The organism is Achromobacter sp. 1011791174 (assembly GCF_059760925.1).
In genome coordinates this window covers 1-25,492 of the sequence record NZ_JCBANH010000095.1, presented here as the reverse complement: position 1 = coordinate 25,492, position 25,492 = coordinate 1, and the positions used below count along the sequence as shown (strand labels likewise).

General features: G+C 69.4%; 25 protein-coding genes. 7 read left to right on the top strand and 18 right to left on the bottom strand.

What is annotated here, in order from left to right; translation table 11 throughout:
- Nucleotides 1-344 precede the first annotated feature (344 nt).
- Both AC6LJ5_RS24810 and AC6LJ5_RS24805 read right to left on the bottom strand, forming a co-directional pair.
- Nucleotides 345-1,388: an LLM class oxidoreductase gene (locus tag AC6LJ5_RS24810; protein WP_498141883.1), complete on the bottom strand. Its 1,044-nt coding sequence runs from the start codon at nucleotides 1,386-1,388 to the stop codon at nucleotides 345-347.
- A 179-nt stretch (nucleotides 1,389-1,567) separates the two neighbouring features.
- A complete protein-coding gene (locus AC6LJ5_RS24805) occupies nucleotides 1,568-2,194 on the bottom strand; it encodes a glutathione S-transferase family protein (RefSeq protein WP_498141882.1) in 627 nt (208 codons plus the stop codon).
- A 128-nt stretch (nucleotides 2,195-2,322) separates the two neighbouring features.
- On the opposite strand from AC6LJ5_RS24805, the gene AC6LJ5_RS24800 reads away from it, so the two are divergent.
- The 4 genes from AC6LJ5_RS24800 (at nucleotide 2,323) to AC6LJ5_RS24785 (ending at nucleotide 6,383) form a co-directional block, all read left to right on the top strand.
- Nucleotides 2,323-3,318 carry a LysR substrate-binding domain-containing protein gene (locus tag AC6LJ5_RS24800; RefSeq protein WP_498141881.1) on the top strand — a complete coding sequence of 332 codons (996 nt, stop codon included), beginning with the start codon at nucleotides 2,323-2,325 and terminating at the stop codon, nucleotides 3,316-3,318.
- 22 nt (nucleotides 3,319-3,340) lie between these two features.
- Nucleotides 3,341-4,264 carry a LysR substrate-binding domain-containing protein gene (locus AC6LJ5_RS24795; protein WP_103271302.1) on the top strand — a complete coding sequence of 308 codons (924 nt, stop codon included), beginning with the start codon at nucleotides 3,341-3,343 and terminating at the stop codon, nucleotides 4,262-4,264.
- A 109-nt stretch (nucleotides 4,265-4,373) separates the two neighbouring features.
- Nucleotides 4,374-5,381 (top strand): aldo/keto reductase, encoded by a 1,008-nt coding sequence (locus AC6LJ5_RS24790; RefSeq protein ID WP_392413210.1) that lies wholly within the window; start codon nucleotides 4,374-4,376, stop codon nucleotides 5,379-5,381.
- A gap of 75 nt (nucleotides 5,382-5,456) precedes the next feature.
- Entirely contained in the window at nucleotides 5,457-6,383 is a 927-nt protein-coding gene (locus AC6LJ5_RS24785) for a PLP-dependent cysteine synthase family protein (protein ID WP_103271300.1), read from the top strand.
- 42 nt (nucleotides 6,384-6,425) lie between these two features.
- On the opposite strand, the gene AC6LJ5_RS24780 is transcribed toward AC6LJ5_RS24785, so the two are convergent.
- Entirely contained in the window at nucleotides 6,426-7,307 is an 882-nt protein-coding gene (locus AC6LJ5_RS24780) for a LysR family transcriptional regulator (protein WP_103271299.1), read from the bottom strand.
- 104 nt (nucleotides 7,308-7,411) lie between these two features.
- Here AC6LJ5_RS24780 and AC6LJ5_RS24775 point away from each other — a divergent pair, with 104 nt between their 5' ends.
- Nucleotides 7,412-8,245, top strand: coding sequence for an aldo/keto reductase (locus AC6LJ5_RS24775; RefSeq protein ID WP_103271298.1), 834 nt, complete (start codon nucleotides 7,412-7,414; stop codon nucleotides 8,243-8,245).
- 24 nt (nucleotides 8,246-8,269) lie between these two features.
- Here the strand turns inward: AC6LJ5_RS24775 and lpdA are convergent, their stop codons facing one another.
- The 11 genes from lpdA to AC6LJ5_RS24720 form a co-directional block, all read right to left on the bottom strand.
- Entirely contained in the window at nucleotides 8,270-9,667 is a 1,398-nt protein-coding gene (lpdA, locus tag AC6LJ5_RS24770) for a dihydrolipoyl dehydrogenase (protein ID WP_392413207.1), read from the bottom strand.
- 8 nt (nucleotides 9,668-9,675) lie between these two features.
- On the bottom strand, nucleotides 9,676-10,947 hold the full coding sequence (locus AC6LJ5_RS24765) for a pyruvate dehydrogenase complex dihydrolipoamide acetyltransferase (RefSeq protein WP_498141880.1): 1,272 nt from the start codon (nucleotides 10,945-10,947) through the stop codon (nucleotides 9,676-9,678).
- A gap of 9 nt (nucleotides 10,948-10,956) precedes the next feature.
- Nucleotides 10,957-11,472, bottom strand: a complete 516-nt coding sequence (locus AC6LJ5_RS24760; RefSeq protein ID WP_103271295.1) for a VOC family protein — start codon at nucleotides 11,470-11,472, stop codon at nucleotides 10,957-10,959.
- Entirely contained in the window at nucleotides 11,469-13,652 is a 2,184-nt protein-coding gene (locus tag AC6LJ5_RS24755) for an alpha-ketoacid dehydrogenase subunit alpha/beta (RefSeq protein WP_392408857.1), read from the bottom strand. The genes AC6LJ5_RS24760 and AC6LJ5_RS24755 overlap by 4 nt, the downstream gene beginning before the upstream one ends.
- 35 nt (nucleotides 13,653-13,687) lie before the next feature.
- On the bottom strand, nucleotides 13,688-14,476 hold the full coding sequence (locus tag AC6LJ5_RS24750; RefSeq protein ID WP_103271293.1) for an SDR family NAD(P)-dependent oxidoreductase: 789 nt from the start codon (nucleotides 14,474-14,476) through the stop codon (nucleotides 13,688-13,690).
- Between the two features lie 32 nt (nucleotides 14,477-14,508).
- A complete protein-coding gene (locus tag AC6LJ5_RS24745; RefSeq protein ID WP_103276217.1) occupies nucleotides 14,509-15,231 on the bottom strand; it encodes an ABC transporter ATP-binding protein in 723 nt (240 codons plus the stop codon).
- A gap of 68 nt (nucleotides 15,232-15,299) precedes the next feature.
- A complete protein-coding gene (locus tag AC6LJ5_RS24740) occupies nucleotides 15,300-16,052 on the bottom strand; it encodes an ABC transporter ATP-binding protein (RefSeq protein ID WP_103271292.1) in 753 nt (250 codons plus the stop codon).
- Entirely contained in the window at nucleotides 16,049-17,329 is a 1,281-nt protein-coding gene (locus tag AC6LJ5_RS24735; protein ID WP_498141879.1) for a branched-chain amino acid ABC transporter permease, read from the bottom strand. The genes AC6LJ5_RS24740 and AC6LJ5_RS24735 overlap by 4 nt, the downstream gene beginning before the upstream one ends.
- The gene (locus AC6LJ5_RS24730; RefSeq protein WP_103271290.1) at nucleotides 17,326-18,267 is read right to left on the bottom strand and encodes a branched-chain amino acid ABC transporter permease; all 942 of its coding nucleotides are present in this window, start codon (nucleotides 18,265-18,267) and stop codon (nucleotides 17,326-17,328) included. Before AC6LJ5_RS24730 ends, AC6LJ5_RS24735 begins: the two co-directional genes overlap by 4 nt.
- Nucleotides 18,268-18,406: 139 nt before the next feature.
- Entirely contained in the window at nucleotides 18,407-19,642 is a 1,236-nt protein-coding gene (locus AC6LJ5_RS24725; protein WP_498141878.1) for a branched-chain amino acid ABC transporter substrate-binding protein, read from the bottom strand.
- Nucleotides 19,643-19,712: 70 nt separating this feature from the next.
- Nucleotides 19,713-20,513, bottom strand: a complete 801-nt coding sequence (locus tag AC6LJ5_RS24720) for a shikimate dehydrogenase family protein (RefSeq protein ID WP_498141877.1) — start codon at nucleotides 20,511-20,513, stop codon at nucleotides 19,713-19,715.
- Nucleotides 20,514-20,680: 167 nt separating this feature from the next.
- Between AC6LJ5_RS24720 and AC6LJ5_RS24715 the strand changes: the two genes are divergently transcribed.
- Together AC6LJ5_RS24715 and AC6LJ5_RS24710 are read left to right on the top strand one after the other, a co-directional pair.
- Complete coding sequence (locus AC6LJ5_RS24715) at nucleotides 20,681-21,418, top strand: SDR family NAD(P)-dependent oxidoreductase (RefSeq protein WP_498141876.1); 738 nt, start codon at nucleotides 20,681-20,683, stop codon at nucleotides 21,416-21,418.
- Nucleotides 21,419-21,552: 134 nt separating this feature from the next.
- Entirely contained in the window at nucleotides 21,553-22,299 is a 747-nt protein-coding gene (locus tag AC6LJ5_RS24710) for a FadR/GntR family transcriptional regulator (RefSeq protein WP_103271286.1), read from the top strand.
- 126 nt (nucleotides 22,300-22,425) lie between these two features.
- On the opposite strand, the gene AC6LJ5_RS24705 is transcribed toward AC6LJ5_RS24710, so the two are convergent.
- The 4 genes from AC6LJ5_RS24705 to AC6LJ5_RS24690 form a co-directional block, all read right to left on the bottom strand.
- Nucleotides 22,426-23,046, bottom strand: a complete 621-nt coding sequence (locus AC6LJ5_RS24705; RefSeq protein ID WP_498141875.1) for a Fic/DOC family protein — start codon at nucleotides 23,044-23,046, stop codon at nucleotides 22,426-22,428.
- A 35-nt stretch (nucleotides 23,047-23,081) separates the two neighbouring features.
- The gene (locus AC6LJ5_RS24700; RefSeq protein ID WP_498141874.1) at nucleotides 23,082-23,294 is read right to left on the bottom strand and encodes an antitoxin VbhA family protein; all 213 of its coding nucleotides are present in this window, start codon (nucleotides 23,292-23,294) and stop codon (nucleotides 23,082-23,084) included.
- Between the two features lie 45 nt (nucleotides 23,295-23,339).
- On the bottom strand, nucleotides 23,340-24,677 hold the full coding sequence (locus AC6LJ5_RS24695) for an NAD(P)H-dependent oxidoreductase (protein WP_103271285.1): 1,338 nt from the start codon (nucleotides 24,675-24,677) through the stop codon (nucleotides 23,340-23,342).
- Nucleotides 24,678-24,856: 179 nt separating this feature from the next.
- Nucleotides 24,857-25,417 carry a 5'-3'-deoxyribonucleotidase gene (locus AC6LJ5_RS24690; RefSeq protein WP_498141873.1) on the bottom strand — a complete coding sequence of 187 codons (561 nt, stop codon included), beginning with the start codon at nucleotides 25,415-25,417 and terminating at the stop codon, nucleotides 24,857-24,859.
- Nucleotides 25,418-25,492 lie beyond the last annotated feature (75 nt).

Sequence of the window (25,492 nt, the reverse complement as noted above, 5' to 3'; positions counted from 1 at the left end):
GGACTTCCCCTTCGTCATCCTCGTTGCCGCCTGCGGCGGCTGCCTTCGGATTCCCTCGGGCGCATCGAGGTTGCTCGCAGCCGCGCCGCCCCGCCCGAGGGGCTGCGAGTTTCGATGGATGTGGCGTTGCTGGAGCCGTGGTCGGTGGCGAGGCTTACGTCGCCCGCAGAAACCGGCCGCGCGGGCGGCCGGTTTCTGCATACGTGGTGGCTTGCGTCGTGGGGGTGTTGGTTGTGGAGGGGCGTGCCTTGCCTTGCCTGGCGGTGAGTGTTGGCGTGTGCTGCGTGGCCTGCTGTTCGCCGTTCATGCGTATAGCAGTTCGCACGCTGCTTTCGCAGTCACGCCTACCAATCCATATCCAGTGGCGGCACATCCTCATGCGACGGGAAGCGCGGCAGCACTTCCTCCGCCAATTCCTGGATGGCTTCGGCGGCGGGGCGGCGCGAGAACTGAATGCCCAGGGCGACGTGGTTGACGCCGGCAGTCTGCCATTGTGAGAGCAGATCGATGAGCGCGTGGCGGCCGATCTGCAGGATGAAACCGCCGTGCAGCAGGGTGGGCGGGTGCGTGGGGTCGTCGACCAGGTCTATCCATTCGTTGGTGGCGTGAGGGCGGAAGCCGCCGTCGGGGATGCGGTCGCGCCAGGCCTGGATTTTCTGGCCCAGGGCCTTGGGGCCCGCGGGGACGACGGACGAGCCGGGGTACGTGAGCCAGCCGTCGGCGTGTTCGGCGATCCAGTCCGGGGATTGGCCGCTGGCGCCGGTGACGAGCAGGGGGATGGGGCCGGCGGCGGGCTTGGGCAGGAGTTCGGCGTCGGTGATGTGGCCGAGCGGCGAGGTCAGGGCGCGACGGCCGGGTTGGAGCAGGCGGCGGAAGTCGGCCACCGCCTGGGCGAAGCGCTCGGCGCGCTGGTCGTGTTGCAGGCCGTAGGCGGGGAACTCGATGGGACGGTCGCCGGAGGCGATGCCCATGACGAGGCGGCCGCCGGAGAGTTGGTCGATGGTGGCGGCGGATTTGGCGAGGTCGATGGGGTGGCGCAGCGAGAAGATGGCGCTGCCAGTGGCCAGGGAGATGCGCTGCGTCCTGGCGGCGAGGTAGGCCAGGTAGGTAAAGGGGTCGAAGAGCTGGCCGGCGTCGCCGAAGCGCGGGTCGTACAGCGGGATGTCGCGAACCCAGGCGGCGGCGAAGCCGCGGGCGTCGATGTCGCTGACGAGGCGGGACTGGCCAGCCAGCACGCGCATGTCTCCTTCATAAAAGCGCAGCGGCAGGAAGATGCCCAGCGTCAGCGCGTCGGGCGCGAACATGCGGCGGTAGCCGGGATGGCGGGCATGCGCGGCCCAGGAGGCGCCGGACGGCATGTCGATAGAGTTGGTAGTAGTCGCGTTCATATTCATGATGATGATGATCCGTGCATCCGCCAGCCGGATGCCGCGGAGCCGGCTTTGCCGGTCCGCAGGCATGCCCCCTGGGGGGGAGCGCGTCAGCGCTTCGGGGGGAGGCTCATCCTCGGTCCGCAGGCATGCCCCCTTGAGGGGGAAGCGCGCAAGCGCTTCGGGGGTGGGCCTACTCATGCCCCGATGGCAGGCTCCGGGAGCACGATGCCGCGCTGCACGGCGGGTCTGAGGGCGATGCGTTCGTGCCAGTCGCTCAGATGCGGGTAGGCGTCGAAGTCGAAGCCGATGAGGCGGGCGATGTGGGTCCAGCCGAAGTGGGCGATGTCGGCGATGCTGTATTCGTCGCCGGCGAAATGGGGCTGGCCGCTGGCCAGGTGCTGGTCCAGCGTTGCGTAGGCTTCGTGCGTGAGGCGGCGGTAGCGTTCGATGGCGATGGGGTCTTTGTGGGCGGCGAAGATTTCGAAGTGGACGCGTTGGCCGATCAGCGGGCCGACGCTGGCGGCGTGGAAGATGAGCCATTGCGTGGCTTGCCAGCGGGCGCGCGGTTCGGCGGGCAGCAGGCGGCCGGTTTTCTCGGCTAGGTAGAGCAGGATGGCGGCGGATTCGAACAGGGTGATGCCGGTCTCGTCGTCGGTGAGGACGGGGATGCGGCCATGCGGGTTCAGGCGCAGGAAGTCGGGCTGGCGGTGTTCGCCCTGGTTGATGTGGACGTGCTTGAGGGTGTAGGGCAGGCCGAGTTCTTCCAGGGCGATGGTGGCCTTGAAGCCGTTGGGTGAGCTGTCGGTGTAGAGCGTTAGCATGAAGGTTTCCTAAATTGCCGTCGGCGATGCCACGACTTGTCTTGAGCTTGTCAGGAGCTATCATCGTCAGTGACAGCGGCATTGGGAAACGATGATTTCTGCGCGCTGGATTTAGGAAAACTATATTCATGAGCTCTTCGATTCCGCTGGCGGCGTTGCGCGCCTTCGTCGAGGTGGGCCGGCGCGGCAGCATCAAGGCGGCGGCCGAGGCCCTGCATGTGACGCCGGGCGCGGTCAGCCAGCAGATTCGCTTGCTGGAGGACCGGCTGGGCGTGGCGCTGTTCACGCGCGAGCGCCAGGGCTTGCGGCTCACGGCTGACGGCGCGGCGGCGCATCCGCTGCTGCGGCAGGCGTTCTCGCAGATCGAGGCGGCGGTGGACATGCTGGCGCGGGCGCCGTCGCGGCAGACCGTGACGGTGAGTACGATGGCGTCCTTCGCGGCGTCGTGGCTGGTGCCCCGGCTGGCGCGTTTTCGCGCGCGACATCCACGTATCGAGTTGCGGGTCGAGGCCTCGTCGTCGGTGGTGGACCTGCGCCGCGACCGCGTGGACGTGGCGCTGCGGCACGGGCTCGGGCGTTATCCCGGCCTGCATGCGGTGTGGCTGATGGCGCCGGTGCTGGTGCCGGTGGCGAGTCCGGCATTGCTGGGACGGCGCAAGGGCTTGAAGACGCCGGGCGAGTGTCTGGACCTTCCCCTGCTGCATGATGCCGACCGCGCGGACTGGCCGCTGTGGCTGGCGGCGCATGACGTGGCGGTCGATGCGCGCGCGCGGCGGGGTTCGTCCTTCGATGATGACTTCCTGCTGATCCGCGCGGCCGAGGCGGGGCAGGGCTTGGCGCTGGTGCCGCAGGAGCATGCGCGCGCCGAGATCGAGGCGGGCAGGCTGGTGCAGGTGCTGCACAAGCCCTGGCCGGCGCGCTTCGCGTATTACGCGGTGACGCTGCCCGATGCGTTGGAACGGCCGGAGGTGCGGGCCTTCGTGGAGTGGGTGGCCGAAGAGGCGGCGCTGGACGATGCGGCGCGGGAAGGCGCGGACAAGGCGGCAGGCGTGGCGCACGCCGCCGCGCCGGTGCGCGGCAAGCGGACTGCGACGGCCAGCGGCGCCGCGAAGCGCAGGAGCTGATTCACATGAGCGGGAGCCAGGCATGATCGAAACGCGCTTGCTGCGGCAATTCATCGCGGTGGCGGAAGAGCTGCATTTCAACCGCGCGGCCCAGCGCCTGCACATGGCGCAGCCGCCGTTGAGCCAGGCGATCCAGCGGCTGGAGGCGCAGGTGGGCGCGCCCTTGCTGGCGCGCACCAACCGCAGCGTGACGCTGACGCCGGCGGGCGCGGCATTCCTGGAGACGGCGCGACGCATGCTGGCGGCGCTGGACGAAGGGGTGGCGCAGGCGCGGCGCGTGGCGCAGGGCATGGAAGGCCACCTGACGGCGACCTTCGTCAATATTTCTCCCTATGAATCGCTGCTGCGCGGGTTGCGGCGTTTCCGCGCGGCGCATCCCGCCGTGTCGTTCACGCTGCGCGAGGCGACCACGCGCGAGCAGGTCGAGGCGCTGGAACTGGGACGCGCCGACATCGGCCTCATGCGCCATCCCGGCGTCAGCGCGCCGAGTCTGCATTTCGAGACCTTGCTGAGCGAGCCGGTGCTGATCGCCTTGCCAGCCTCGCACCGTCTGGCCGAATGCGATGTGGTGGAACTGGCCGCGCTCAGGGAAGATGCGTTCGTGGCGTCGGCGCGCACGCTCGGCCCGGGCTTTCATGACCAGCTGGTGTCGCTGTGCCTGGCGGCGGGCTTCGCGCCGCGCGTGGCGCAGGAAGCGCGGCGGCTGGAGACGGTGGTGGCGCTGGTGGCCAGCGGTTTCGGCGCGGCCCTGCTGCCAGCCTCGCTGGCGCGCGAGCCGCGCGGTGATGTGGTGTTCCGACCGATCTCGGTGGACGCGCCGGGCGCGCTGCGGCGGCTGGATCTGCTGCTGGCCTGGCGGGCTGGTGACGCCTCGCCGATACGGGATTCGTTGATCGCCGCGCTGCGCGAGGCGACGCGGCCCGTGGGCCAAGCCGACGCCGCATAGCGGTCACGGCGATATCCGGCGCGTCTCGTCGGCGCATGAATTGAATATTTTACGGATGGCCGCGAGCGCCGCACCATGACGCTTTCCACGGGATATCAGGAAGACCGTCATGCAATACCGCCGCCTGGGCCAGTCGGCCCTCAAACTGTCCGCGCTCTCCTATGGCAGCTGGATCACGTTCGGCACCACGCTGGACGACCGCGCCGCGCGCGACTGCCTGGCTTGCGCCTATGACCACGGCATCAATTTCTTCGACAGCGCCGAGGTCTATCTCGGCGGCGAGGCCGAGCGCATGCTGGGCCGCGCCATCAAGGCGCTGGGCTGGCCGCGCGACGGCTATTGCGTGTCGAGCAAGGCGCTGTACGGCGCCGCCGACAATCATGCGCCAGGAGGCGGGCCGCGCCCGACGCAGCAGGGCCTGAGCCGCAAGCACCTGGTCGAGGCCTGCGAGCAGGCGCTGCGGCGCTTCGGGCTGGATTATCTGGACCTATACCTGTGCCATCGACCGGACCCGGACATGTCGATCCCGGAAATCGCCTGGACCATGCACACGCTGGTGCAACAGGGCAAGATCCTGTACTGGGGCACTTCGGAATGGCCGGCGGCCGACATCGAGACGCTGTGCGCCTTTGCCGAGCGCCACGACCTGGTGCCGCCGCAGCTGGAGCAGCCGCAGTACAGCCTGTTCCATCGCGAGCGCGTCGAGCACGAGTACCGTCCGCTGGTCGAGCGGCGCGGGCTGGGGCTGACGACCTGGTCGCCGCTGGCCTCGGGCGTGCTGGCCGGTCGGTATGACGAGGGCGTGCCGGCGGATTCGCGGCTGGCGGCGGAGGGCTTCGGCTGGCTCAAGGATTTCGTCTACGCCGACCGCCAGGAGGCGATGCAGGCCGCCGCGCGCCGCTTGCGCGACGTGGCCGATGAGTTGGGGGCCACGCGCGCGCAGCTGGCGATTGCGTGGGCGTTGCGCAATCCGGACGTGAGCACGGTGCTGCTGGGCGCGTCCGGCGTGGCGCAGCTGCGCGAGAACCTGGGCGCGCTGGATCTGCTGCCCAGGCTGGACGCGGCGGCGGTGGCGCGGATCGAAGCGGCGGTGGACGGCGCGGCGCCGCGAGACTGACGCCGGCGCTGGCGTTTCCTACAATCTCCGTCCTGGAAGCAGGCCCGCCGCGCCTGCCATGCACTTGGAACGGACATGCTCGCGACCTCCGCGCTGGATTTGATAGGAAACACGCCCCTGATCTCGTTGGACCGGATCCACGCCGGCCCGGGCCGGCTGGTCGCCAAGGCCGAGTTCCTGCAGCCCGGCGGCAGCGTGAAGGACCGCGCCGCCAAGGCCATCCTGCTGGCGGCGCGCGCGGATGGCCGGCTCAAGCCGGGCATGCCGGTGGTCGAGATGACCAGTGGCAACATGGGCGCGGGACTGGCCGTGGCCTGCGCGGCGCTGGGGCATCCCTTGCTGGTCACGATGTCTGCCGGCAACAGCCCGGCGCGCGCCCGCATGCTGGAAGGGCTGGGCGCCGAGGTGATCCTGGTGCCGCAGGTCGATGGCGCGCCCGGCCAGGTCACGGGCGCGGACGTGCAGGCGGCGGCGGACATGGCCGCCGCGCTGGCGCGCGAGCGCGGCGGATTCTATGTGGACCAGTTCAACGCGGTCGAGTGCATCGCGGCGCACGAGGCCGGCACGGGCCGCGAGATCCTGGAACAGCTGGGCCGACCCGCCGACGGCTGGGTCGCGGCGGTGGGCACGGGCTGCACCTTCATGGGCGTGGCGCGAGCCATGAAGGCCGCCAGCGCGGCAACCGTGTGCGCCGCCGTCGAGCCGCTGGGCTGCGAAGTGCTGGCCGGCCAGCCGGTCTCGAAGGCGCGGCACCTGATCCAGGGCACCAGCTACGGCGCGGCGCCGCCGCATTGGGACGCGTCGCTGATGGACCTGAGCCTGGCCGTGACGGACGAGGAAGCCGAGGCGTGGCGTCGGACGCTGGCGGTGCGGGAGGGACTGTACGTGGGCTATTCCGCCGCCGCCAATGTGTGCGCCGCCGTGAAGCTGCTGCAATCGGGCCGGCTGCGCGCGGATGCGGTGGTGGCCACGGTGTTGTGCGATACGGGCCTGAAGTACTGAGCGCCGGGCCAGCCGCGCCCGCGTTCGTGTATGCGTGCGCGGCTACATCCGCGCCGCGATGAAATCCAGGAAGCAGGCGATGCGCCGCGACAGCTGCGTGTTGCGGTAGTAGACGGCATTCAGCGGCTGCAGGTAGTCGGTGTAGGCGTGTTCCATCACCTTCACCAGCCGGCCGTCGGCCAGCTCGTCGCGCACCATGAAGTCGGACAGGCAGGCGATGCCCACGCCGCGCAGCGCCAGCTGGTACTGGGTCTCGCCGCTGGAGGTGGCCAGCGTGGGGGTGATGGCGAAGCTGGAGCCGCCCGCGTGGCGCAGCGGCCAGACGTTCAGGCTTTCCGGCTGCGTGAAGCCTAGCAACTCGTGTTGCAGCAGTTCGTCCACGTCCTTCGGCTCGCCCCGGCGCGCGATGTAGTCGGGACTGGCCAGCAGCCAGCGCGGCGCGGGGCGCAGCGGGCGGGCGTGCAAGGTGGAGTCGGTCAGCGGACCGGCGCGCAGCGCCACGTCGCTGCGGTGTTCCATCAGGTCGACGATACGGTCGTTGCTGGTCAGCTCCAGCGTGATTTGGGGATAGGCGCGGCGGAACTCGGCCACATGCGGCACCACGCAGTGCAGCATCACCGGCGCCGAGGCGTCCACGCGCAGCCGGCCGGCGGGCTGCTGGTGCACCATGCGCATGCATTCCTCGGCCTCTTCCAGCGATGCGACGATGCCGCGCGCCTTCTGCAGGAACAGCGCGCCTTCCTCGGTCAGCTCCATGCGCCGCGTGGTGCGGGTCAGCAGGGTCACGCCCAGGTCTTCCTCCAGCCGCGACAGGCCGCGGCTGACGCCGGACGCGGTCTGGCCCAGCATCTCGGCGGCCGCGCTCATGGTGCCCGCGTCCACCACGGCCAGGAACAGGCGCAGGGCGTCGGAATTCAGGGACATTCGTGACTCCAAGGCATAAGTATTGTGAGTTTATCGGTGTTTTTCTCAATGATCCATGCGCGCAGAATGTGCGGCCATTGAGATACCCGCTGGAGCAAGACCGAATGATCCCCACCAAACCCCTGGGCCGCGACGGCGCCGAGATTCCCGCGCTGGGCCTGGGCGTGTTCCGCATGCCTGCCGAGGACACCGCCCGCATGACCCGGACCGCGCTGGAGCTGGGCTACCGCCATATCGACACCGCGCAGATCTATGGCAACGAGGCCGACGTGGGCCGTGGCATGGCCGAGGCCGGAGTGCCGCGCGACCGGATTTTCCTGACCACCAAGGTCTGGGTGGACCACTACCGGACGCCCGACCTGCTGCGCTCGGTCGAGGAAAGCCTTGCGCGGCTGCGCACCGATTACGTGGACCTGCTGCTATTGCACTGGCCCGGCGACAAGGCGCCGCTGGCCGAGCAGATCGATGCGCTGAACCAGACCGTATCTTGCGGCTGGGCGCGCCACATCGGTGTCAGCAATTTCAACATCAAGCTGATGCGCGAGGCCGCCGCCCTGAGCGCCGCGCCGCTGGTCACGAACCAGATCGAGTTCCATCCCTACCTGGACCAGGACGCGGTGCGCGCCGAGGCGGCCGCGCTGGGCATGACGGTGACGGCCTATTTCGGCATGGCGGACGGCAAGGTGCTGACCGATCCCGTGATCGGCGAGATCGCCGCGCGCCTGGGCAAGACGCCGGCGCAGATCGCGTTGCGCTGGCTGGTGCAGCAGGACAACGTGGTGACGCTGACCAAGACCTTGCAGCGCGACCGCGCCGAGGCCAATGCGCGCGTGTTCGACTTCGCGCTGTCCGCCGACGACATGGCGCGCATCGCCGCGCTGGCGCGTCCGGACGGCAGGCTGGTGTCGCCGGACGGGCTGGCGCCTGCTTGGGATTGATCGCGTGTTATCGGGCGGCCGCGTTCAGCCGTGTAGCGCCCGCCCGAAGGCCGCCAGCACCGATTCGTGCAGCGTTTCCGACAGCGTCGGATGCGCGAACACGGTGTGCATCAGGTCTTCCTCGGTGGCTTCCAGCGCGGTTGCCACGCCGTAGCCGGTGATCAGCTCCGAGGCTTCCGGGTGGATGATGTGCGCGCCCAGCAGCTCGCCGGAGCGGGCATCGAACACGGTCTTGACCAGGCCCTGGTCCTCGCCCATGGCGATGGCCTTGCCGTTGCCGGCGAAGGTGAACTTGCCCACGCGGATCTCGCCGCCATGCCTGGCGGCATGCTCGCGCGCGCGCGCCTCGGTCATGCCGATGCTGGCCACTTGCGGGTGCGAGTAGGTGCAGGCGGGAATGCGCAGCGGGTCGATGGCGTGCGCCGGCTTGCCGGCGATGGCTTCCACGCACAGCACACCTTCATGGCTGGCCTTGTGCGCCAGCCAGGGCGCGCCGGCCACGTCGCCGATGGCGTAGACGCCCGGCTCGCCGGTGCGGCACAGGCCGTCGGTGACGATGTGGCTCTTTTCCACCTTGACGCGCGTGCCTTCCAGGCCCAGGTTCTCGACGTTGCCGACGATGCCGGCCGCGACGATGACGCGCTCGACTTCCAGTTCGCTGCGCTTGCCCTGCTGTTCCAGCGTGACCTTCACGCCGGTGGCGGTGGGGCTGGAGGCCGTGACGGCGCACTGCGTCAGCACGCGGATGCCTTGTTTCTCGAAGGCCTTGCGCGCCAGCTGCGAGATCTCGGCGTCTTCCTGCGGCAGGATCTCGGCGGTCATGTCGATCAGCGTGACGTCGGCGCCGACCGCGCGATAGAAGCTGGCGAACTCCGCGCCGATGGCGCCGGCGCCCACCACCAGCAGCGACTTGGGCACGGCGTCGGGCACCAGCGCCTGGCGATAGGCCCAGATGCGCTCGCCCAGCGGCAGCGCCGGCAGCTCGCGGGCGCGCGCGCCGGTGGCCAGGATGATGTGGCGCGCCGACAGGGTGCCGCCGTTGTCCAGCGCCAGCCTGCCGGCGCCGGCGAGCCGGGCGCTGGCCTGGATCACCGTCACGCCGTTCTTCTTCATCAGGTGCGCCACGCCCTGGCCCAGGCGGCCGGCCACCTTGCGCGAGCGCGTCACCATGGCGGGCAGGTCCGGGCGCGCGGCGTCGGCGCCGGTCACGCCATAGTGCGCGGCCTCGCGGCAGGCGCGCAGCACCGTCGCGCTGTGCAGCAGCGCCTTGGTGGGAATGCAGCCCCAGTTCAGGCAGATGCCGCCCAGCTCGGCGCGCTCGACCAGCGCGGCCGACAGGCCCAGCTGCGCGGCGCGGATGGCGGCCACGTAGCCGCCGGGGCCGCCGCCCACCACCACCACATCGAAACTCGTCTTGGTCATGGCGGGGCTCACAGCAGGATGCGGACGGGGTTTTCGATGCGGGCGCGGAACGCGGCCAGCCACTGCGCGCCGACGGCGCCGTCGACCACGCGGTGATCGGCCGACAGCGTCACCGTCATGACGGTGGCGGCTTCCAGCTCGCCGTTCGGGCCGACCACGGGGCGGCGCTCGGCCGCGCCCACGGCCAGGATGGCGGCCTGCGGCGGATTGATGATGGCGGCGAACTGCTTGATGCCGTACATGCCCAGGTTGCTCACCGTGAGCGAGCCGCCGGTGAATTCCTCGGGCTTCAGGCGATTGACCTTGGCGCGGCCGGCCAGCTCGACAATCTCGGCGGCGATGGCGGACAGCGACTTGTCGTCGGCGTCGCGCACGATGGGCGTGACCAGCCCGCCCTCGGTGGCCACGGCCACCGAGATGTCGGCGCCGGCGTGGTATTCGATGGCGTCGTCCTGCCAGCTGGCGTTCACTTCCGGCACGTCGCGCAGCGCCTGGGCGGCGGCGCGCACGATGAAGTCATTGACCGACAGCTTGATGGCGCCGGCCTGGTTGGCCTGCGCGCGCAGCGCCAGCAGCGCGTCCATGCGGCAGTCCACCGTCAGGTAGAAGTGCGGCACGGTCTGCTTGCTTTCGCTCAGGCGGCGGGCGATGGCGCGGCGCATGCCGCTGTGCGGCACGCGGCGGCCGGCGGTGCGCGGTGCGACGGTCTGCGGTTGGCCGGCGGCGGGCGCGGCGTTGCGCGCCGCTTCCACGTCGCGGCGCAGGATGCGGCCGTGCGGACCGCTGCCCGCGACGCGCGCCAGGTCCACGCCCCATTGCGCGGCCAGGCGGCGCGCCAGCGGGCTGGACAGGCGGCGGCCGCCGGCCTGGGCCTGCGCGGCCTGCGTGGGCGCGGCGGCCGTGGCGGGCGCGCAGGTCGCGGTGGCGGCGCAGCTCGACGAGGCGGGGGTTGCGGCAGCCGGTGCCGGGGCGGCCGGCGCGGCGGCCGGGGGCACGCCCTGTTCGGCCAGCGCGCGCTCGATGGCGGAGGCGTCCTCGCCGTCGGCCAGCAGCACGCCCAGCACGGTGTTCACCGGCACCGACGAGGCGCCGGCGGCGACGACGATGCGGCCGAGCACGCCGGCGTGTTCGGCATTGATCTCGACGATGGCCTTCTCGGTCTCGATTTCGGCCAGCGCGTCGCCGACGGCGACCGCGTCGCCTTCCTGCTTGAGCCACTGGTGCAGATTGCCGCCCGATGTGTCGGCGGCCACGGAGGGAAGCTTGATGAGGTATGCCACGTTGATGTCCTATTCAGCGGCGGCGGCCGTGTCGGGCTGGAGGTCGGGTCGATAGGCGGCGGGGTCGTCGTACTCCACCAGCTCCAGCACATTGCCTTCGGGATCGCGGAAGAACGCCAGCCAGGTGCCGGGGCGCACTTCCATCGGCGCGGGCGCGCTGTCGAACGTCACGCCCCGCGCTTGCAGCTGGCGCACCACGCCGGGCAGGTCACGCACGATGAAGGTGAGGTAGGTGGCGCCCTGGCGGTCCAGGATGGCGCCGGCGGCCGGGCGCGGCTGGGGCGCCACGGCCGGCTGCAGCAGCTTGACGCGCTCGCCGTAGCTGGTCTGCAGCCGAGCCACGTCGTAGCCGGCCGAGGTCAGGCCGGTGGCGGCCGCCTTGTCGGCCGGCACGCTCACGCGGTTGACCAGCGCCAGGCCCAGCACGCCGGTGTAGAAGGCCAGCATCCCGTCCAGGTCGGCGCAGCAGATGCCGACTTCCATCGGCACCGTCATGCGCAGGCGGGCCTGTTCGGGCGCGTTCATGCCTGCTCTCCCAGGTCGGCCAGCACGTCGGCCAGGCCGGCCATGACTTCCTCGGTGTCGGCGAAGGCGGCGCGTTCCAGCACCTTGGAGATGCTGGGCGAGGCCTCGCCTCCGGTGACGCGCTTGACGGGCTGGTCCAGCCAGTCGAACCAGCGGCGCTGGATCTCGTCGGCCAGCATGGCGCCGTAGGACGTGCCGCGCGCGCCCTGTTCGACGATCAGCACGTTGTTGGTCTTCTTGATGCTCTCGCCGATGGTGTCCCAGTCCAGACTGGCGCGGTCCAGCGTGCGCAGGTCGATGATTTCGGCGTCCACGCCGGCGGCCTCGGCGGCCTTGAGCGCGCGGCTGACCATGGACAGGTAGGTCAGGATGGTGACCTTGCCGCCCTGGCGGCGCACCTGCGCCTTGCCGAAGGGGATGGCGTAGTCCAGGTCGCCCGCCGGCACTTCGCCCGACGAGCCGTACAGGTCCACGTGCTCGATCACCAGCACCGGATCCTTGGAGGCCAGCGCGGTGTTCATCAGGCCGACGTAGTCGTAGGGCGTGGACGGGGCCACGATGCGCCAGCCGGGCGCGGTGGCGAAGATCCCGGCCGGGTCCATCGAGTGTTGCGAGCCGTAGCCCGTGCCCATCGCGACCTTGGTGCGCAGCACGAAGGGCACGTCGATGTCGCCGCCGAACATGTGGCGGGCCTTGCCGATCTGGTTGAAGACCTGGTCGGCCGCGACCCACATGAAGTCGGGGTACATGAACTCGACGATCGGACGGTAGCGGCCGTCCATGGCCAGGCCGCCGCCCAGGCCGGCGAAGGCGTTCTCGGAGATCGGGGTGCCCAGCACGCGGTCCGGATACTTGTCCTTCAGGCCGCGCGTGGCGCCGTTGGTGCCGCCCTTCAGGCGGTGCACGTCCTCGCCCAGCACCACCACGCCGGGATCGGTTTCCATGCGGCGGTCCAGCACGTCGGCCACGGCGTCGACGAACTTGCGCTCGACCCGCTCGCCGGCGTGTTCCGACGCTTCCTGGTAGCGCAGGCCGGCCAGTTCCGAGCCGTCGCTGCGCAGGCCCACGTCGCGGAAGTCCGGGCTGGGCCACAGGTCGGCGCGCACGCGGCGCTTGCCGCCGTCGGCGGCCTCGGTCAGGCGGCCGGCCACGTCCTTCATCACGTCCTTGCAGCGCTGGCGCAGGGCGTCGACTTCGGCCTGGGTGATCAGCTTGCGGCCGATCATCTCGGCGGCGACCTTGTCCAGCGGGTCGCGGCGGCGCCATTGCGCTTCCTCGTCCTTGCTGCGGTAGCCGAAGGCGCTGCCGGGGAAGGGGCCGTTCTGGTGGAAGTAGCGGTACACGTCCACTTCGACGATGGTCGGACCCTTGCCGGCGCGCATGTGCGCCACGGCTTCCGACATGGCCAGGTACACGGCCAGCGGATCCATGCCGTCCACCTGCCACGACGGGATGTTGAAGGCCAGGCCGCGCGCCGACAGGCGCGGTTCGGCGGTGGATTCCTCGACCGTGGTGGACACCGCGTAGCGGTTGTTCTCGATGAAGAAGCACAGCGGCGTCTTCCAGGCCGCGGTCAGGTTCATGGTTTCCAGCACCGAGCCGATGTTGACCGCGCCGTCGCCGAAGTAGGTCACGGCCACGCGGTCGGTGCCGGCGTGCTTGTGCGCCCAGCCCGCGCCGGCGGCCAGCGGCACGCCGCCGCCGACGATGGCGTTGGTGCCCAGCGCGCCGGCTTCGAGCCAGCGCAGGTGCATGGAGCCGCCACGGCCTCGGCAATAGCCTTGCGCCAGGCCCATGATCTCGGCCAGCGTGCGTTGCAGCACTTCGTCGACGGCGGCGTTGATCGGGTTGCGCGGGTCCAGCCCTTGCGGCGCGACGTGTTGCAGCGCCTTGGCCAGGAACTGGTGGTGGCCGCGGTGCGAGCCGTTGATCTGGTCGCCGGCGCCCAGCGCCAGCACCGAGCCGACCGCGCCGCCTTCCTGGCCCACGGACGAGTGCGCCGGGCCGTGCACCAGGCCTTCGGCGGCCAGTTCCAGCACCGCTTCCTCGAAGGCGCGGATCCAGTGCAGCTGCGTCAGCATGTTGGACAGCAGCGCCGGATCGGCCTGTTGCCAGTCCTTGGCGTCGACCGTCAGTTGGCGCCAGGGCGCTTGCGGCGCAAGCGGGTGATGGGTGGCCATGAGTGAATCTCCAGAAATGTCGGGCTTGATGCGTGTTAGAGGTAGCTGTAGCGGCTCCAGCCGCCGTCTGCCACCAGGGTGTGTCCGGTGATGTAGGCGGCCTGGCGCGAGGCCAGGAACACCGCCAGGTCGGCCATTTCGGCCGGCTGCGCCAGGCGCCGCAGCGGCGTGCGCTGCTTCAGCCGTTCGGGATCGAGGCGGCCGCGCGCGGCCAGGTCGCGCACCAGGTCGGTCTCGACGTAGCCGGGCGCCAGCGCGTTCACGCGCACGCCCAGCGGGCCCCATTCCACGGCCAGCGTCTCGGTCAGCAGCACCACCGCGCCCTTGGTGGCGCAGTAGGCGGCGCGGTCGGGCGCGGCCACCACGCCGTACATGGAGGCCAGGTTGATGATGCAGCCGGCGCCGGCCGGCACCATGCGGCGGCCGGCGGCCTGGGCGCACAGGAACACGCCGGTCAGGTTGATGTCCACGGCGCGGCGCCATTCCTCGGCGCTGACTTCCAGCGTGGGTTTGTTGGCCGAGATGCCGGCGTTGTTGACCAGCACGTCGATGCGGCCCCAGGCCTGTTCGACCTGGGCGAAGGCGCGTTCGACCGCGTCGGCGTCGGTGACCGAGGCCTGGCAGGCCAGGGCCTCGCCGCCCTCGGCCTGCAGGCCGGCCACGGCGACGGCCAGCGCGGCCTCATCCATGTCCAGCAGGGCCACGCGCGCGCCCTGGCGCGCGAAGGCCTGGGCGGCGGCGTAGCCGATGCCCTTGGCGCCGCCGGTGATGACGACGGTCTGGCCGCGCAGGTCGGCGTACACGGTGTCGGGAGTCTGTTGCAAGATGATTGCCTATGAAGGTTGTGGGCGGCGGCTCAGACCGCCAGCCATTCCTGGACCACGTCCTGGCGCTGCTGCAGCTCGGCGGGCGGTCCTTCGAAAACGATGCGGCCGTGGCCCATCACGCTGACGCGGGTGGAGACCTTCAGCGCGATGGTCAGCTTCTGCTCGACCAGCACCACCGACACGCCGCGCTGGTGGATGTCGCGGATCACGTCGGCGATCACTTCCACGATCTTGGGCGCCAGGCCCTCGGTCGGCTCGTCGATCAGCATGACCTTGGGATTGCCCAGCAGCGAGCGACACATGGTCAGCATCTGCTGCTCGCCGCCCGACAGGTTGCCGGCGCGGGTGCCGCGCCGTTCCTTCAGGCGCGGGAAGTAGTCGAACATCTGCTCGACGGTCCAGAACGGCGCGTCGGCGCGGCGCGGCTGCTCGCCCATGCGCAGGTTCTCGTCCACCGTCAGGTTGGCGAAGACCTCGCGTTCTTCGGGCACGAAACCCAGACCGGCGCGGGCGATCTCGAAGGGGCGCTTGTTGGTGATGTCGCGCCCTTCGATGCGGATCTGCCCGCCGGTCACGTCCACCAGGCCCATGATGCTCTTCATGGTGGTGGAGCGGCCGGCGCCGTTGCGGCCCAGCAGGCTGATGACTTCGCCTCGGCCGATGGCCAGGTCGATGCCATGCAGGATGTGGCTCTTGCCGTAGTGGGCGTGCACGCCCCGAAGGCTGAGCAGTTCCCCGGTTTGCGCGCTCATCGCGTCGTCCTTCGCGCTGCGCGCGTTGTTGTTCCCCTTGGAGGCGGCGGGATGGGTGGCGTGCTGGCTCATACGGCTTCCTCCCCGAGATAGGCCTCGCGCACGCGGGCGTCGCCACGGATCTCGGCGGGCGTGCCGGTGGCCAGGATCTCGCCGTACACCAGCACGCTGATGCGGTCGGCCAGCGAGAACACCACCTGCATGTCGTGCTCGACGATCAGCAGCGTGCAGTCGCGCGTCACGTCCTTGATCAGCTCGACGGTGTAATCCACTTCATGCTGCGACATGCCGGCCATGGGCTCGTCCAGCAGGATCACGCGCGGCCGCGAGGCCAGCGTCATGCCGATTTCCAGCGAGCGCTGTTCCGAATAGTTCAGGTCGCCGGCCGCCACGTGCTGGCGCGGCGCCAGCCGCACCTTTTCCAGCAGGCGGTCCACGTCTTCGTTGACGGCGCGGTTGCGCGCGATGGGACGCCAGAAGGTGTAGACCAGGCCGTGCATGCGCAGCACCGCCAGCCGCAGGTTCTCGCGCACCGACAGGCGCGGGAACACATTGGTGATCTGGAACGAGCGCGCCAGGCCCAGGCGGTTGATGCGCTCGGGCGCCAGGCCGCCGATGGCGCGCGATTGCAGGCTGATGTCGCCGGACGTCGGCGCGAACGAGCCCGACATCAGGTGAAACAGCGTGGACTTTCCGGCGCCGTTGGGGCCGATGACCGCGTGGCGTTCGCCGGCGCGCACCGCAAGGTTCACGCCGCGGATGATCTGCGCGTCGCCGAAGGACTTGCGCACGTCGGTGAGGGTGAGGATGTCGTGGTTCATTGCGCCGTCTCCAGGGCGGGGGCGGCCGGGTCGCCGTTGCGCCACAGCGCCAGCGCCCAGCGGCAGGCCACGAGGCCCGCGGCCAGCAGCGCCAGCGGAATCAGCCAGGTCGACAGCGCCAGCGGCGCCCAGGCGCGGCCGAACAGGGAAATGGCCGGCCAGCCGGCGTCGGGGTTCAGGGCCAGCAGCGAGCGGTAGTCGCGGGCGAACATGCGTTGCAGCAGTTCCACCGTGAAGACCGTGCCCGCCGTCAGCAGCAGGCCGCCGGCGGCCGACACGGCGGCGCGCGGCAGCCAGTCGGCCAGGCCGCGCTCGCGCAGCGAGCGGGCGGCGCGCTGCACCAGGCCGACCAGGCCATCCGGCACGAACAGCATCACCAGCACGAACAGAATGCCCTGGTACAGCAGCCACGAGCGGGTGATGTCGGCCAGCGTCTGCGACAGGAAGGTCAGGATGGACGCGCCCAGCACCGGACCCAGGAAGGCGTTGACGCCGCCGATGTAGGCGAACAGCACTGCGTCGGTGGACAGCTTGACGTCGAACAGCACGTAGTTGCCGGCCTCGATGTTCAGCGCCTGCAGGCCGCCGGCGATGCCGGCGAACATGGCGGACAGCGCGAACACCAGCGTCTTGAGCGTGTGCGGACGGTAGCCCAGGTAGCGCAGGCGGTGCGCGTTCTCGCGCAGGCCCAGCGTGAGCCGGCCCAGCGGCGTGCGGGTCAGGCCGTACAGCGCGGCCAGCGACACCAGCACCCAGGCCAGCACCAGGAAATAGACCTCGATGTCCGAGCCGAACGAGAAGCCCCAGGCCGGCATGCGCATGGCCGACAGGCCGGCCTCGCCGCCGAACACGCCCTTCAGGTGCGGCGCCAGCGCGTGCAGCAGCTCGGCCAGGGCCAGCGTGATCATCGAGAAATACACGCCCGACCGCATGGTGGCGAACCAGCCCGCGACCAGCCCGAACAGCAGGCCGGCCACGCCGCCGACCAGCGGCATCAGCGGCGTGGGCAGCAGCCCGGCGCCGCCCAGCGCGTTCATGGCATGGATGGTGGCGAAGGTGCCGACGCCGAAGTAGGCGGCGTGGCCGAAGGACAGCATGCCGCCCTGGCCGGCGAGCAGGTTGAAGGCGCAGGCGAACAGCGCGGCGATCAGCATCTGCACCGCGGCCACCAGCTGGCCCGCGGGCAGCAGCCAGGGCAGCGCGCACAGCGCGGCCACGCACAGGATCAGCAGCAGCGCGCCCGAGGCGCGGCGGGCATGGGTTGTGGATTGGCTCATGCCTGTTCTCCCTTCAGGCCCGAAGGCTTGACCAGCAGCACCACCAGCATCAGCAGGAAGGGCAGGGTCGCCGCCAGGCTGGATATCTTCACCGTCATCAATCCGCCCACGCTCTCGGCCCACTCGCCGGCGCCGAACAGGCCGAACAGCGTGGCCAGGCTGGCGTCGATGCCGACCGAGAATGAGCTGATCAGGCCGATCAGCAGCGAGGCGATCATGGCGCCGCCGAGCGAGCCCAGCCCGCCCACGACCACCACCACGAACACCAGCACGCCCAGTTCCAGAGCCATGTTGGGGTTGGTGGTGTAGAAGGCGCCGGCCACCGCGCCGGCCAGGCCGGCCATGGCCGCGCCCACGCCGAACACGCTCATGAACACCAGTGGCACGTTGTGGCCCAGCGCCTCGGCCATGCGCGGACGATAGATGGCCGAGCGCACCACGATGCCGACGCGGGTGCGCGACAGCAGCAGGTAGATCACGCCGAACATGACCAGCGACACGCCGCCCATCAGCAGGCGGTAGAAGGGGTAGTCGGCGTCGAACACGCGGAAGGCCGCGAAGTTCAGGAACTGCGGCACGCGGTAGTCGACCGGGAAGTCGCCGTAGAACAGCTTGACCAGCTCGGCCACGATGAAGGCCAGGCCGAAAGTGACCAGCAATTCCTGCGCGTGGCCGAACTTGTGCACGCGGCGCAGGAAGTAGCGCTCCACCGCCATGCCCAGCGCGCCCGAGATCACGGTGGCCAGCGCCAGCGCGGCCCAGAAGCCCGTGACCGGGGTCAAGGTATAGGCGGCATAGGCGCCTATCATGTAGAACGAGGCGTGCGCGAAGTTCAGCACGCCCATCATCCCGAAAATCAGTGTCAGGCCTGCCGACACCATGAACAGCAGCAGGCCGTAAATCACGCCGTTCAACAGCGAGACGGTAAAGTATTCCATGTCCGCTCCATAAATCCTGCGCGCGGGCGCGATGCGCCGCGCGATCCATCGCGCCCTGTTGTGGCCGGCCCCGCGCCGGCGGGCGTTTTTTCCTGCGGGTCCACGGACGGGCCGCGAGCGCGGCCCGCCCCCAGCCGCATCAGTTCGGGCGGACCATCTTGCACGTGGATTGCACCGGCGCCGACACGTCGGCGGCGCTCAGCACCTTGACCGGCTCGAAGCCCATGTCGGTGTCGTCGGCCTTGTACTTGGCGTTCTTGCCGACCTTGGAAACCACCATCGGCAGCTGCACCTGGTGGTCCTCGGCGCGCATCGTGTAGGTGCCCAGCGGCGAGGTGTAGGTGACCTTCTCCAGCGCCTTGGCCAGTTCCGGCACCGACAGCTTGCCGTCCTGCGGCTTGACCTGCTTGAGCGCCTCGCCCAGGAAGGTGACGCCGATCACGGTCTGCGGTTCGGTGTAGCTGGGGTAGTGGCCGGTCTTGGCCTTGTAGTCCTCGGCGAACTTGGCGCCTTCCTCGCCGGCGGCCTCGATGTTGTACGGGTGGGCGATGTAGTGGCCCAGCGCGACTTCGCCGGCGTTGGCCAGGTTGCCCACCTGGTCCAGGAACACGGTGGCGAAGCGCACCTTCAGGCCGGCGGCCTGGGTGGCCTTCATCAGCAGCAGCAGGTCGTTGGACCAGTTGCCGGTGACGACGGTGTCGGGATTGGCCGAGCGGATGCGCGCGACATAGGGCGCGAAGTCCTGGATCTTGTTGACCTCGTGCAGGGTCTTGCCAACCACTTCATAGCCGTACTGCTTGGCGAAGCGCTCGGTGGCGCCTTCCATGTCCTGGCCCCAGGAGTAGTTCTGGTTGATGGCGTAGACGCGCTTGCCCAGCGTGCCGTCGGCCGACATGACCGAGGTCAGCGCCTTGACGCGCAGGTCGGCGTTGGTGGCGAAGCGGAAATGGTAGAAGTGGCACTTCTGGCCGGTCAGTTCCAGCGCCTCGCCGCCCACGTTCAGGAACAGCACTTCCTTGCCCGGATTGCGCAGGTTGTGCTTGCGCACGTCTTCGGTCAGCTGGCCGGAGATCGCGGACGAGGAACCCTGCACCAGGATCTGCACGCCCTCGGCGGCGGCCGCGCGGAAGCGGTCGGACGCGCCCACCGGGCCGCCCTGGTTGTCGAACTCGACCAGTTCCAGCGGCTGGCCGTTCCAGCCGCCGGCGGCGTTGATGCGGTCCAGCTGGTACTTGACCGCGGCGCGGAAGATCAGGCCGGTCGAAGCCTGCGGGCCGGACAGCGTCTCGATCAGGCCGATCTTGACGGGCGCGGCCTGCGCCGAGGCGGCGATGCCGGCCAGGCACAGCAGGCCGGTGGTGAAAGCCAATTTCATGCGTGTCTCCTCCGTGGAACGGGAGTGTGGTGAATCCGTGGATCAAGCGAGCGCGCTGGCGGGGCGGACCCTAGCGCGGCTCCGGTATGCCCAGGTAGCGGGCAATCTCGGCGATCTGTCCTTCCAGCATGTGCAGGCCGGCGTGCGTGCGCAGGCCGCGCGCGGCGGCGGCGCGCAGCAGCGGCGTGTCGACGCGGCTCATCACGGCGTCGGCCACGACCGCGCCGGCGGGCAGCGCATCGAGGGGGAAGGGCAGGGGATCGGTGTCGGACAGGCCCAGCGAGGTGGCGTTGACGGCGATCTCGCAATCGGCGCCGGGCGCGGCGTCGGCCAGCTGGATGTCCAGCGCGGGATAGGCGGCCGACAGGCGCGCGGCGAATTCGCGGGCGCGTTCGGGGGAACGGTTGTACAGGTTCAGGCGGGCCGGGCCGGCGTCGGCCAGGGCACAGGCGATGGCCTTGCCCGCGCCGCCCAGGCCGGCCAGGTAGACGCGGCGGCCGGCGGGCTCATGGCCCTGGGCGCGCAGGCCGGCCACGAAGCCCAGCCCGTCGAAATTGCCGCCGGCCAGCTTGCCGTCGCGCAGGCGGATCGCGTTGACGGCGCCGATCAGGCGCGCGGCCGGCGTGATCTCGTCGCACAGGACGGCGGCCTGTTCCTTGTGGGGCACGGTGGCGACCAGCCCGCCCAGGTTATGCAAGCCGCGCAGGCCGGCGAACAGCGCCGGCAGGCCGTCGGGCGAGACGTGGAAAGGGACCATGACGCCGTCGGCGCCGCGCTCGCGCAGCAGGGCGTTGAGCCGCTGCGGCGTCTTGACGTGCGCGATCGGGTCCGCCGCGATCGCGTATACGGTTGTGCTGCCGGTGATTTCCACCTGATTGTCCCCTGCCTGTCCTGCGGCTTGGCGCCGTGTTTTCTGATCCGCTTGCCTGTTCGCGCCAAGTGATTTACGCTTTCAAGCAAGTTGTCAGGCAACTTTATTAAGTTGTCCGATAAATCATAGGGCAAGCGTTTTTGCCGTGTCAAGCAGACGGAGACAAGATGATTTCATTCGAACAGCAGGTGATCGCCATCACGGGCGCGGGCAATGGCATCGGGCTGGCCACGGCCAGGCTGATGGCCGCGCACGGCGCGCGCCTGGCTTTGACCGACATCGACGGCGCGCGCCTGGCGCAGGTGGCGGCCGAGCTGGATCCCAGCGGCGAGCGCGTGCGCGCCTACGCGCTGGACGTGTCGTCCTCGACCGACTGTGACCGGGCGCTGGCCCGGGCCGCGCAGGACTTCGGCGGGCTGGACCACTTGGTGCACTGCGCCGGCATCTATCCGGAAAGCCTGGTGCGCGACACCTCCGACCAGGGCTGGAAAAAGCTGATGGGCGTGAATCTGGACGGCACCTTCTACGTCTGCCGCGCCGCCGAGCGCCACCTGCGCGAGAACGGCTCCATCGTGCTGCTGACCTCGCTGGCGGCCCAGCGCGGCAGCTACGCGCACGCCGCCTATTCGGCGTCCAAGGGCGCGGTGCAGAGCTTCACCCGCAGCCTGGCGCTGGAGCTGGCGCCCAAGGTGCGCGTGAACGCGGTCGCGCCCGGCATCATCGCCACCTCCATGACCAACGACCTGATCGGCCAGAAGGGCGACCAGTTGCTGGCCAGCACGCCGCTGCGCCGCTTCGGCTCGGCCGAGGAGATCGCCGGCCCGATCGCCTTCCTGTGCTCGCCGTTGGCGGCCTTCGTGACCGGCGAGGTTATGCAGGTGAACGGCGGCATCTATATCGCGTAAAGTGCAGTGCGGCGGCGCCCGGCATCCCGGCAAACTCTATACTTTTCGCAGGCGTGCGCCGCAACAGAACGTCGAGACATTCCTATAAGCCCAAGGCGGCCGCCCCGCGAGCCGCCGAATCTTCACGTTTCCCTATGCAGCCCAGTCAAGATCAGGATTCCGCGCGTGCCGCGCCCCGCAGTTCGCTGTCCGCGTCAGTGGCCGATGCCCTGGCCGAACAGATCCGCCAGGGCGCGCTCGCGCCCGGCGACCGCTTGCCCACCGAGAAGCAGCTGACCGAGATCTACGCCGTCAGCCGCGCCGTGGTGCGCGAGGCCCTGGCCCGCCTGAAGTCCGAGGGCCTGGTCACCTCGCAGCAAGGCAGCGGCGTGTTCGTGGACCCCAACTTCCAGAAGAACGCCTTCCGCATCGCCGCGCCCGCGCCGGGCGACAGCCAGGAGCTGGAACACATCCTGGAACTGATGCTGTCCATCGAGGTGACGGCGGCGCGCTACGCCGCGCAGCGCCGTGGCGACCAGGACCTGAAGAAGATGAAGCAGGCGCTGGTCGGCATGGAATACGCGCTGGTCAACGACAAGCTGGGCGACGAAGAGGACTACCAGTTCCACCTCGCCATCGTGCAGGCCACGCACAACCCGCACCTGGTGGCGCTGAACGACTACCTGGAAGCCAACGTGCGCCGCGTGATCCGCAGCGCGCGCAACAACACCGCGCGCATGTACACCGAGCGCATGGCGGCGGTGCAGAGCGAGCATCAGGCGATCTTCGCGGCCATCGAGGCGGGGGATCCCGATGCCGCCGGACGAGCGGCGGAACAGCATCTGCGCAATGCGGCGGATCGGCTGCGGCTGTTTCAGGCGGAGCGTCCGGCGCCGGTTTGAGGTATTGCCTGGGCTGCGCTTGCCTGCAAGCTGATTTCACCAGGCGCGGCCAGGCTAGTGCTATGTGCCGAGTCCGCTTCGAGTGTTTTCGTGGCGGACTTTCCTTATCCCGAATCGGATTCCGGCCTAGGTGTTGAGCCCGCGTTCCTGACCGAGATCTGTGATGCGGTTGCGAATGATGCGGGCCAGGTGCGAAGAGTCACCTTGGTAGGCTTTGATCGAAGCCTGGATCATTTCTGCCTGTTCTATGCCCGTCCAGTTCAGGGCATATCCAGCGTCGCGCGCGAGTTGGCTGATGAACTCGCGGATCGACCGGCCATTGCCTTCCCTGAAAGGATGCAGGACGTTGAATTCGCCTAGATAGTGTCCTGCGCGCTGGCAGAACATATCGATGTCGAGGCCCCTCAAGTACTTTTCGCGTTGCAGCGGCCGAGTGATTTCGGGCGCGTAGCTCTCTATCTGCTGAAAACTCGCGAAGCGCGTATTGCCTTTCGATATGTCGACGGTCCTGATTTGGCCGGCCCAGTCGTAGATGTCGCCAAACAGACGTTTGTGGATTGTTTGCAGATGGGCCAGGTCGAACGCTCCTTGGACGGGAGTTCGCGCCATTTCATAGGATCGCAGGAACGTGAGGGAGGCCTCGACCCTCTGGAGGATGGCATCGTCGACAATGCCCAGACGATTCTTCAATACGCCTGATTTCTGATCGACGTAGGGATCATGCGCGTTTGCCGGGTACTTGACCATATCCTGGACAGCGCGGGCGGTAGAAAAATGCCGGTCTACCGGACCGGCATCTGCTGGAACTCACCGGCGGTGATTCGCGTTTGCAGGCGTTCCAGTACGGTGTCGAAAGTCAGTTCGCCTTTCACGACCAAGGCCAGTTCCGCAACCGTGCGCGCATCAGGCTCCAGACCTTCCAGGCGCTGGCTTGCCAGGGCGTTGTCGAATGCGCGCTGGCGCTCCCGCAGCGAAAATTCGTTCGAGTCCGGCATGGGCGGCCTCCGTAAATCCGATCGCTCGATTTTACCGCAGTAGCCCTACGCGAAGATCTGCTCCATCTCCCGCCGGAAGCGCAGGGCCGTGGACTGTTCGTCGTACTCCACATCGCGCCAGCGTATCGGCTGCGACTGACGCACGGCATGCTTGAGCTTGACCTGGTGCGACAGGCCCAGCGGCAGGTAGCCTTCCTCGACCGAATCGCGCGCCGGCATCAGCCGGCCATACACCGTGTAGCCGCCTTCGCCGTCCAGCGCCTGTCCGGCGGGCAGGTCGCGCTTGGCGGTGGCCACCACGTCGCCATGCCAGCCGGCCGGCGCGCCGGTGGGTTCGCGGCGCAGGCCGACGCTGGCCACGCTGACGCCCAGCTCCAGGCCCAACAGGTGATGGGGCTTGTACATGGCGGTGTAGTTGCCGCCGGGGTCGGTGACCAGTCCGTATTCCTTGAAGCAGCGGCGCACGTAGTCGCTGTCGGCCGCCAGCGTCACGTACACGCCCCAGCGCAGGTCGCGGAACACCGGCCGGCCGTCGCGCTCCAGCGAGGACACCACTTCCACCTGCCCGCGATGGTGCAGGATGCCGCCGTCCTCGCGCGGCCGCAGCACGCGCGCCAGGTCGTCCACGCCGCAGGGCGGGAAGTGCAGGCCGGACGGCGAGGGCTGCAGGCCGGTGGCGTTGGACACGGCGGCCATCTCGATGGCGCTCTTGGTGCCGTCCAGGAAGCTGTTGAACATCTGCGCGTTGAAATCGCCGGCGGCCACCATCTCGGCGGTGAAGCCGTAGTACGGCCAGACCGTGTCGGGCGTGGAAGTATGGAATTCCGGCAGGTACTTGGTGCCCTTGCCGGCGGCCATGACCTCGAAGCCGCAGGCGCGCGCCCAGTCGACCATTTCGCAGATCAGCGCGGGCTGGTCGCCGTAGGCCAGCGAATAGACGATGCCGGCCTCGCGCGCGCGGCGCGCCAGCAGCGGGCCGGCCAGCGCGTCGGCCTCGACGTTGACCATGATGATGTGCTTGCCGTGTTCGCAGCAGGCCAGCACGTGCTCGATGCCGGCGGCCGCCTGGCCGGTCGCGTCGACCACGATCTCGACGTCAGGGCTGGCGATGACGGCATCGGTGTCGTCGGTGAAATAGACCTTGCCGTTCTTGAGCGCGTCGGCGGTGCTCTCGGCGTTGAGCGCGGCCGCCGGCCAGCCCACGCGGGTCAGCGCGGCGCGCGCCCGTCCTGGCGACAGGTCGGCTACCGCCACCAGGCGCAGGCCGGGCGTTCGCGCGGCCTGGCTCATGAACATGGAACCGAACTTGCCGGCGCCCAGCAGCGCGACGCGCAAGGGTTTCTTGTCGGCTTCCCGCTGCTTGAGCAGGCGATGCAGATTCATGGAAACGCTCCTGTACAGGGCATGTCGCCGTACAGGATAGATCCAAAACATGACCGCTGGATAGCGTCCGTCCGGGGGACTTTCCTGCCTCTGCGGCTGCGGCGCGCGTGGCGGACTGGGCCTCGCGCGGGGTTGCCGGCTTGCCAGGGCTGCCGACAGGGAGCGCGCCAGGTGCGGACTTACTCGTCCGCCGTGTACAGCTCGCCCGCCAGCACGTTGCGCCAGTTGCTCCAGGTGATGCGGGGGCGGTCGGTCACGTCGCGGTTGTAGGGCGCGTCGAACAGGATGTGTTTCCAGCGCGGCTTGACCGCGCCCTGGATGTGGGGCTTGTCGTCGATCAGCAGATTGCCGTGGACCAGGGTCTTGTCCTTGGTCAGCACCAGCCGGTTGGTGGCGTCGCGGCCCAGGTGCTTTTCCACCCACAGGTACTTCTCGGCCACGCAGTTCTCGAACTGCGACAGCGGCGAGGTGCAGATGCGCACGTCCATGCCCAGCGCCAGCAGCTCTTTCACTGCGTCCAGCGCGCCGGGCACGGGCGGCAGGTTGCGGATGAAGCCGGGCGCGGTGTAGATGGCTTCGGCCTTGGCGCGCAGCTCGGGCGCGTAGTCCTCGCGGATGTAGAAGGACTTGCGGTCGTCGAAGGCCACCGGCGCGATGTCGGGGTGGCGGGCGCGCCAGGCGTCGATGAAGGCGTGTTCGAAGTCGGCGAGCACGCCGTCTTGGTCGAGCAGGATGATCATGGGGATCCCGGGTCGTTGCGACCCGCAGATTGTGCCAGAGCGCTCAGGCGGCGGGCTGAGGGTGGGGTTGTGGGC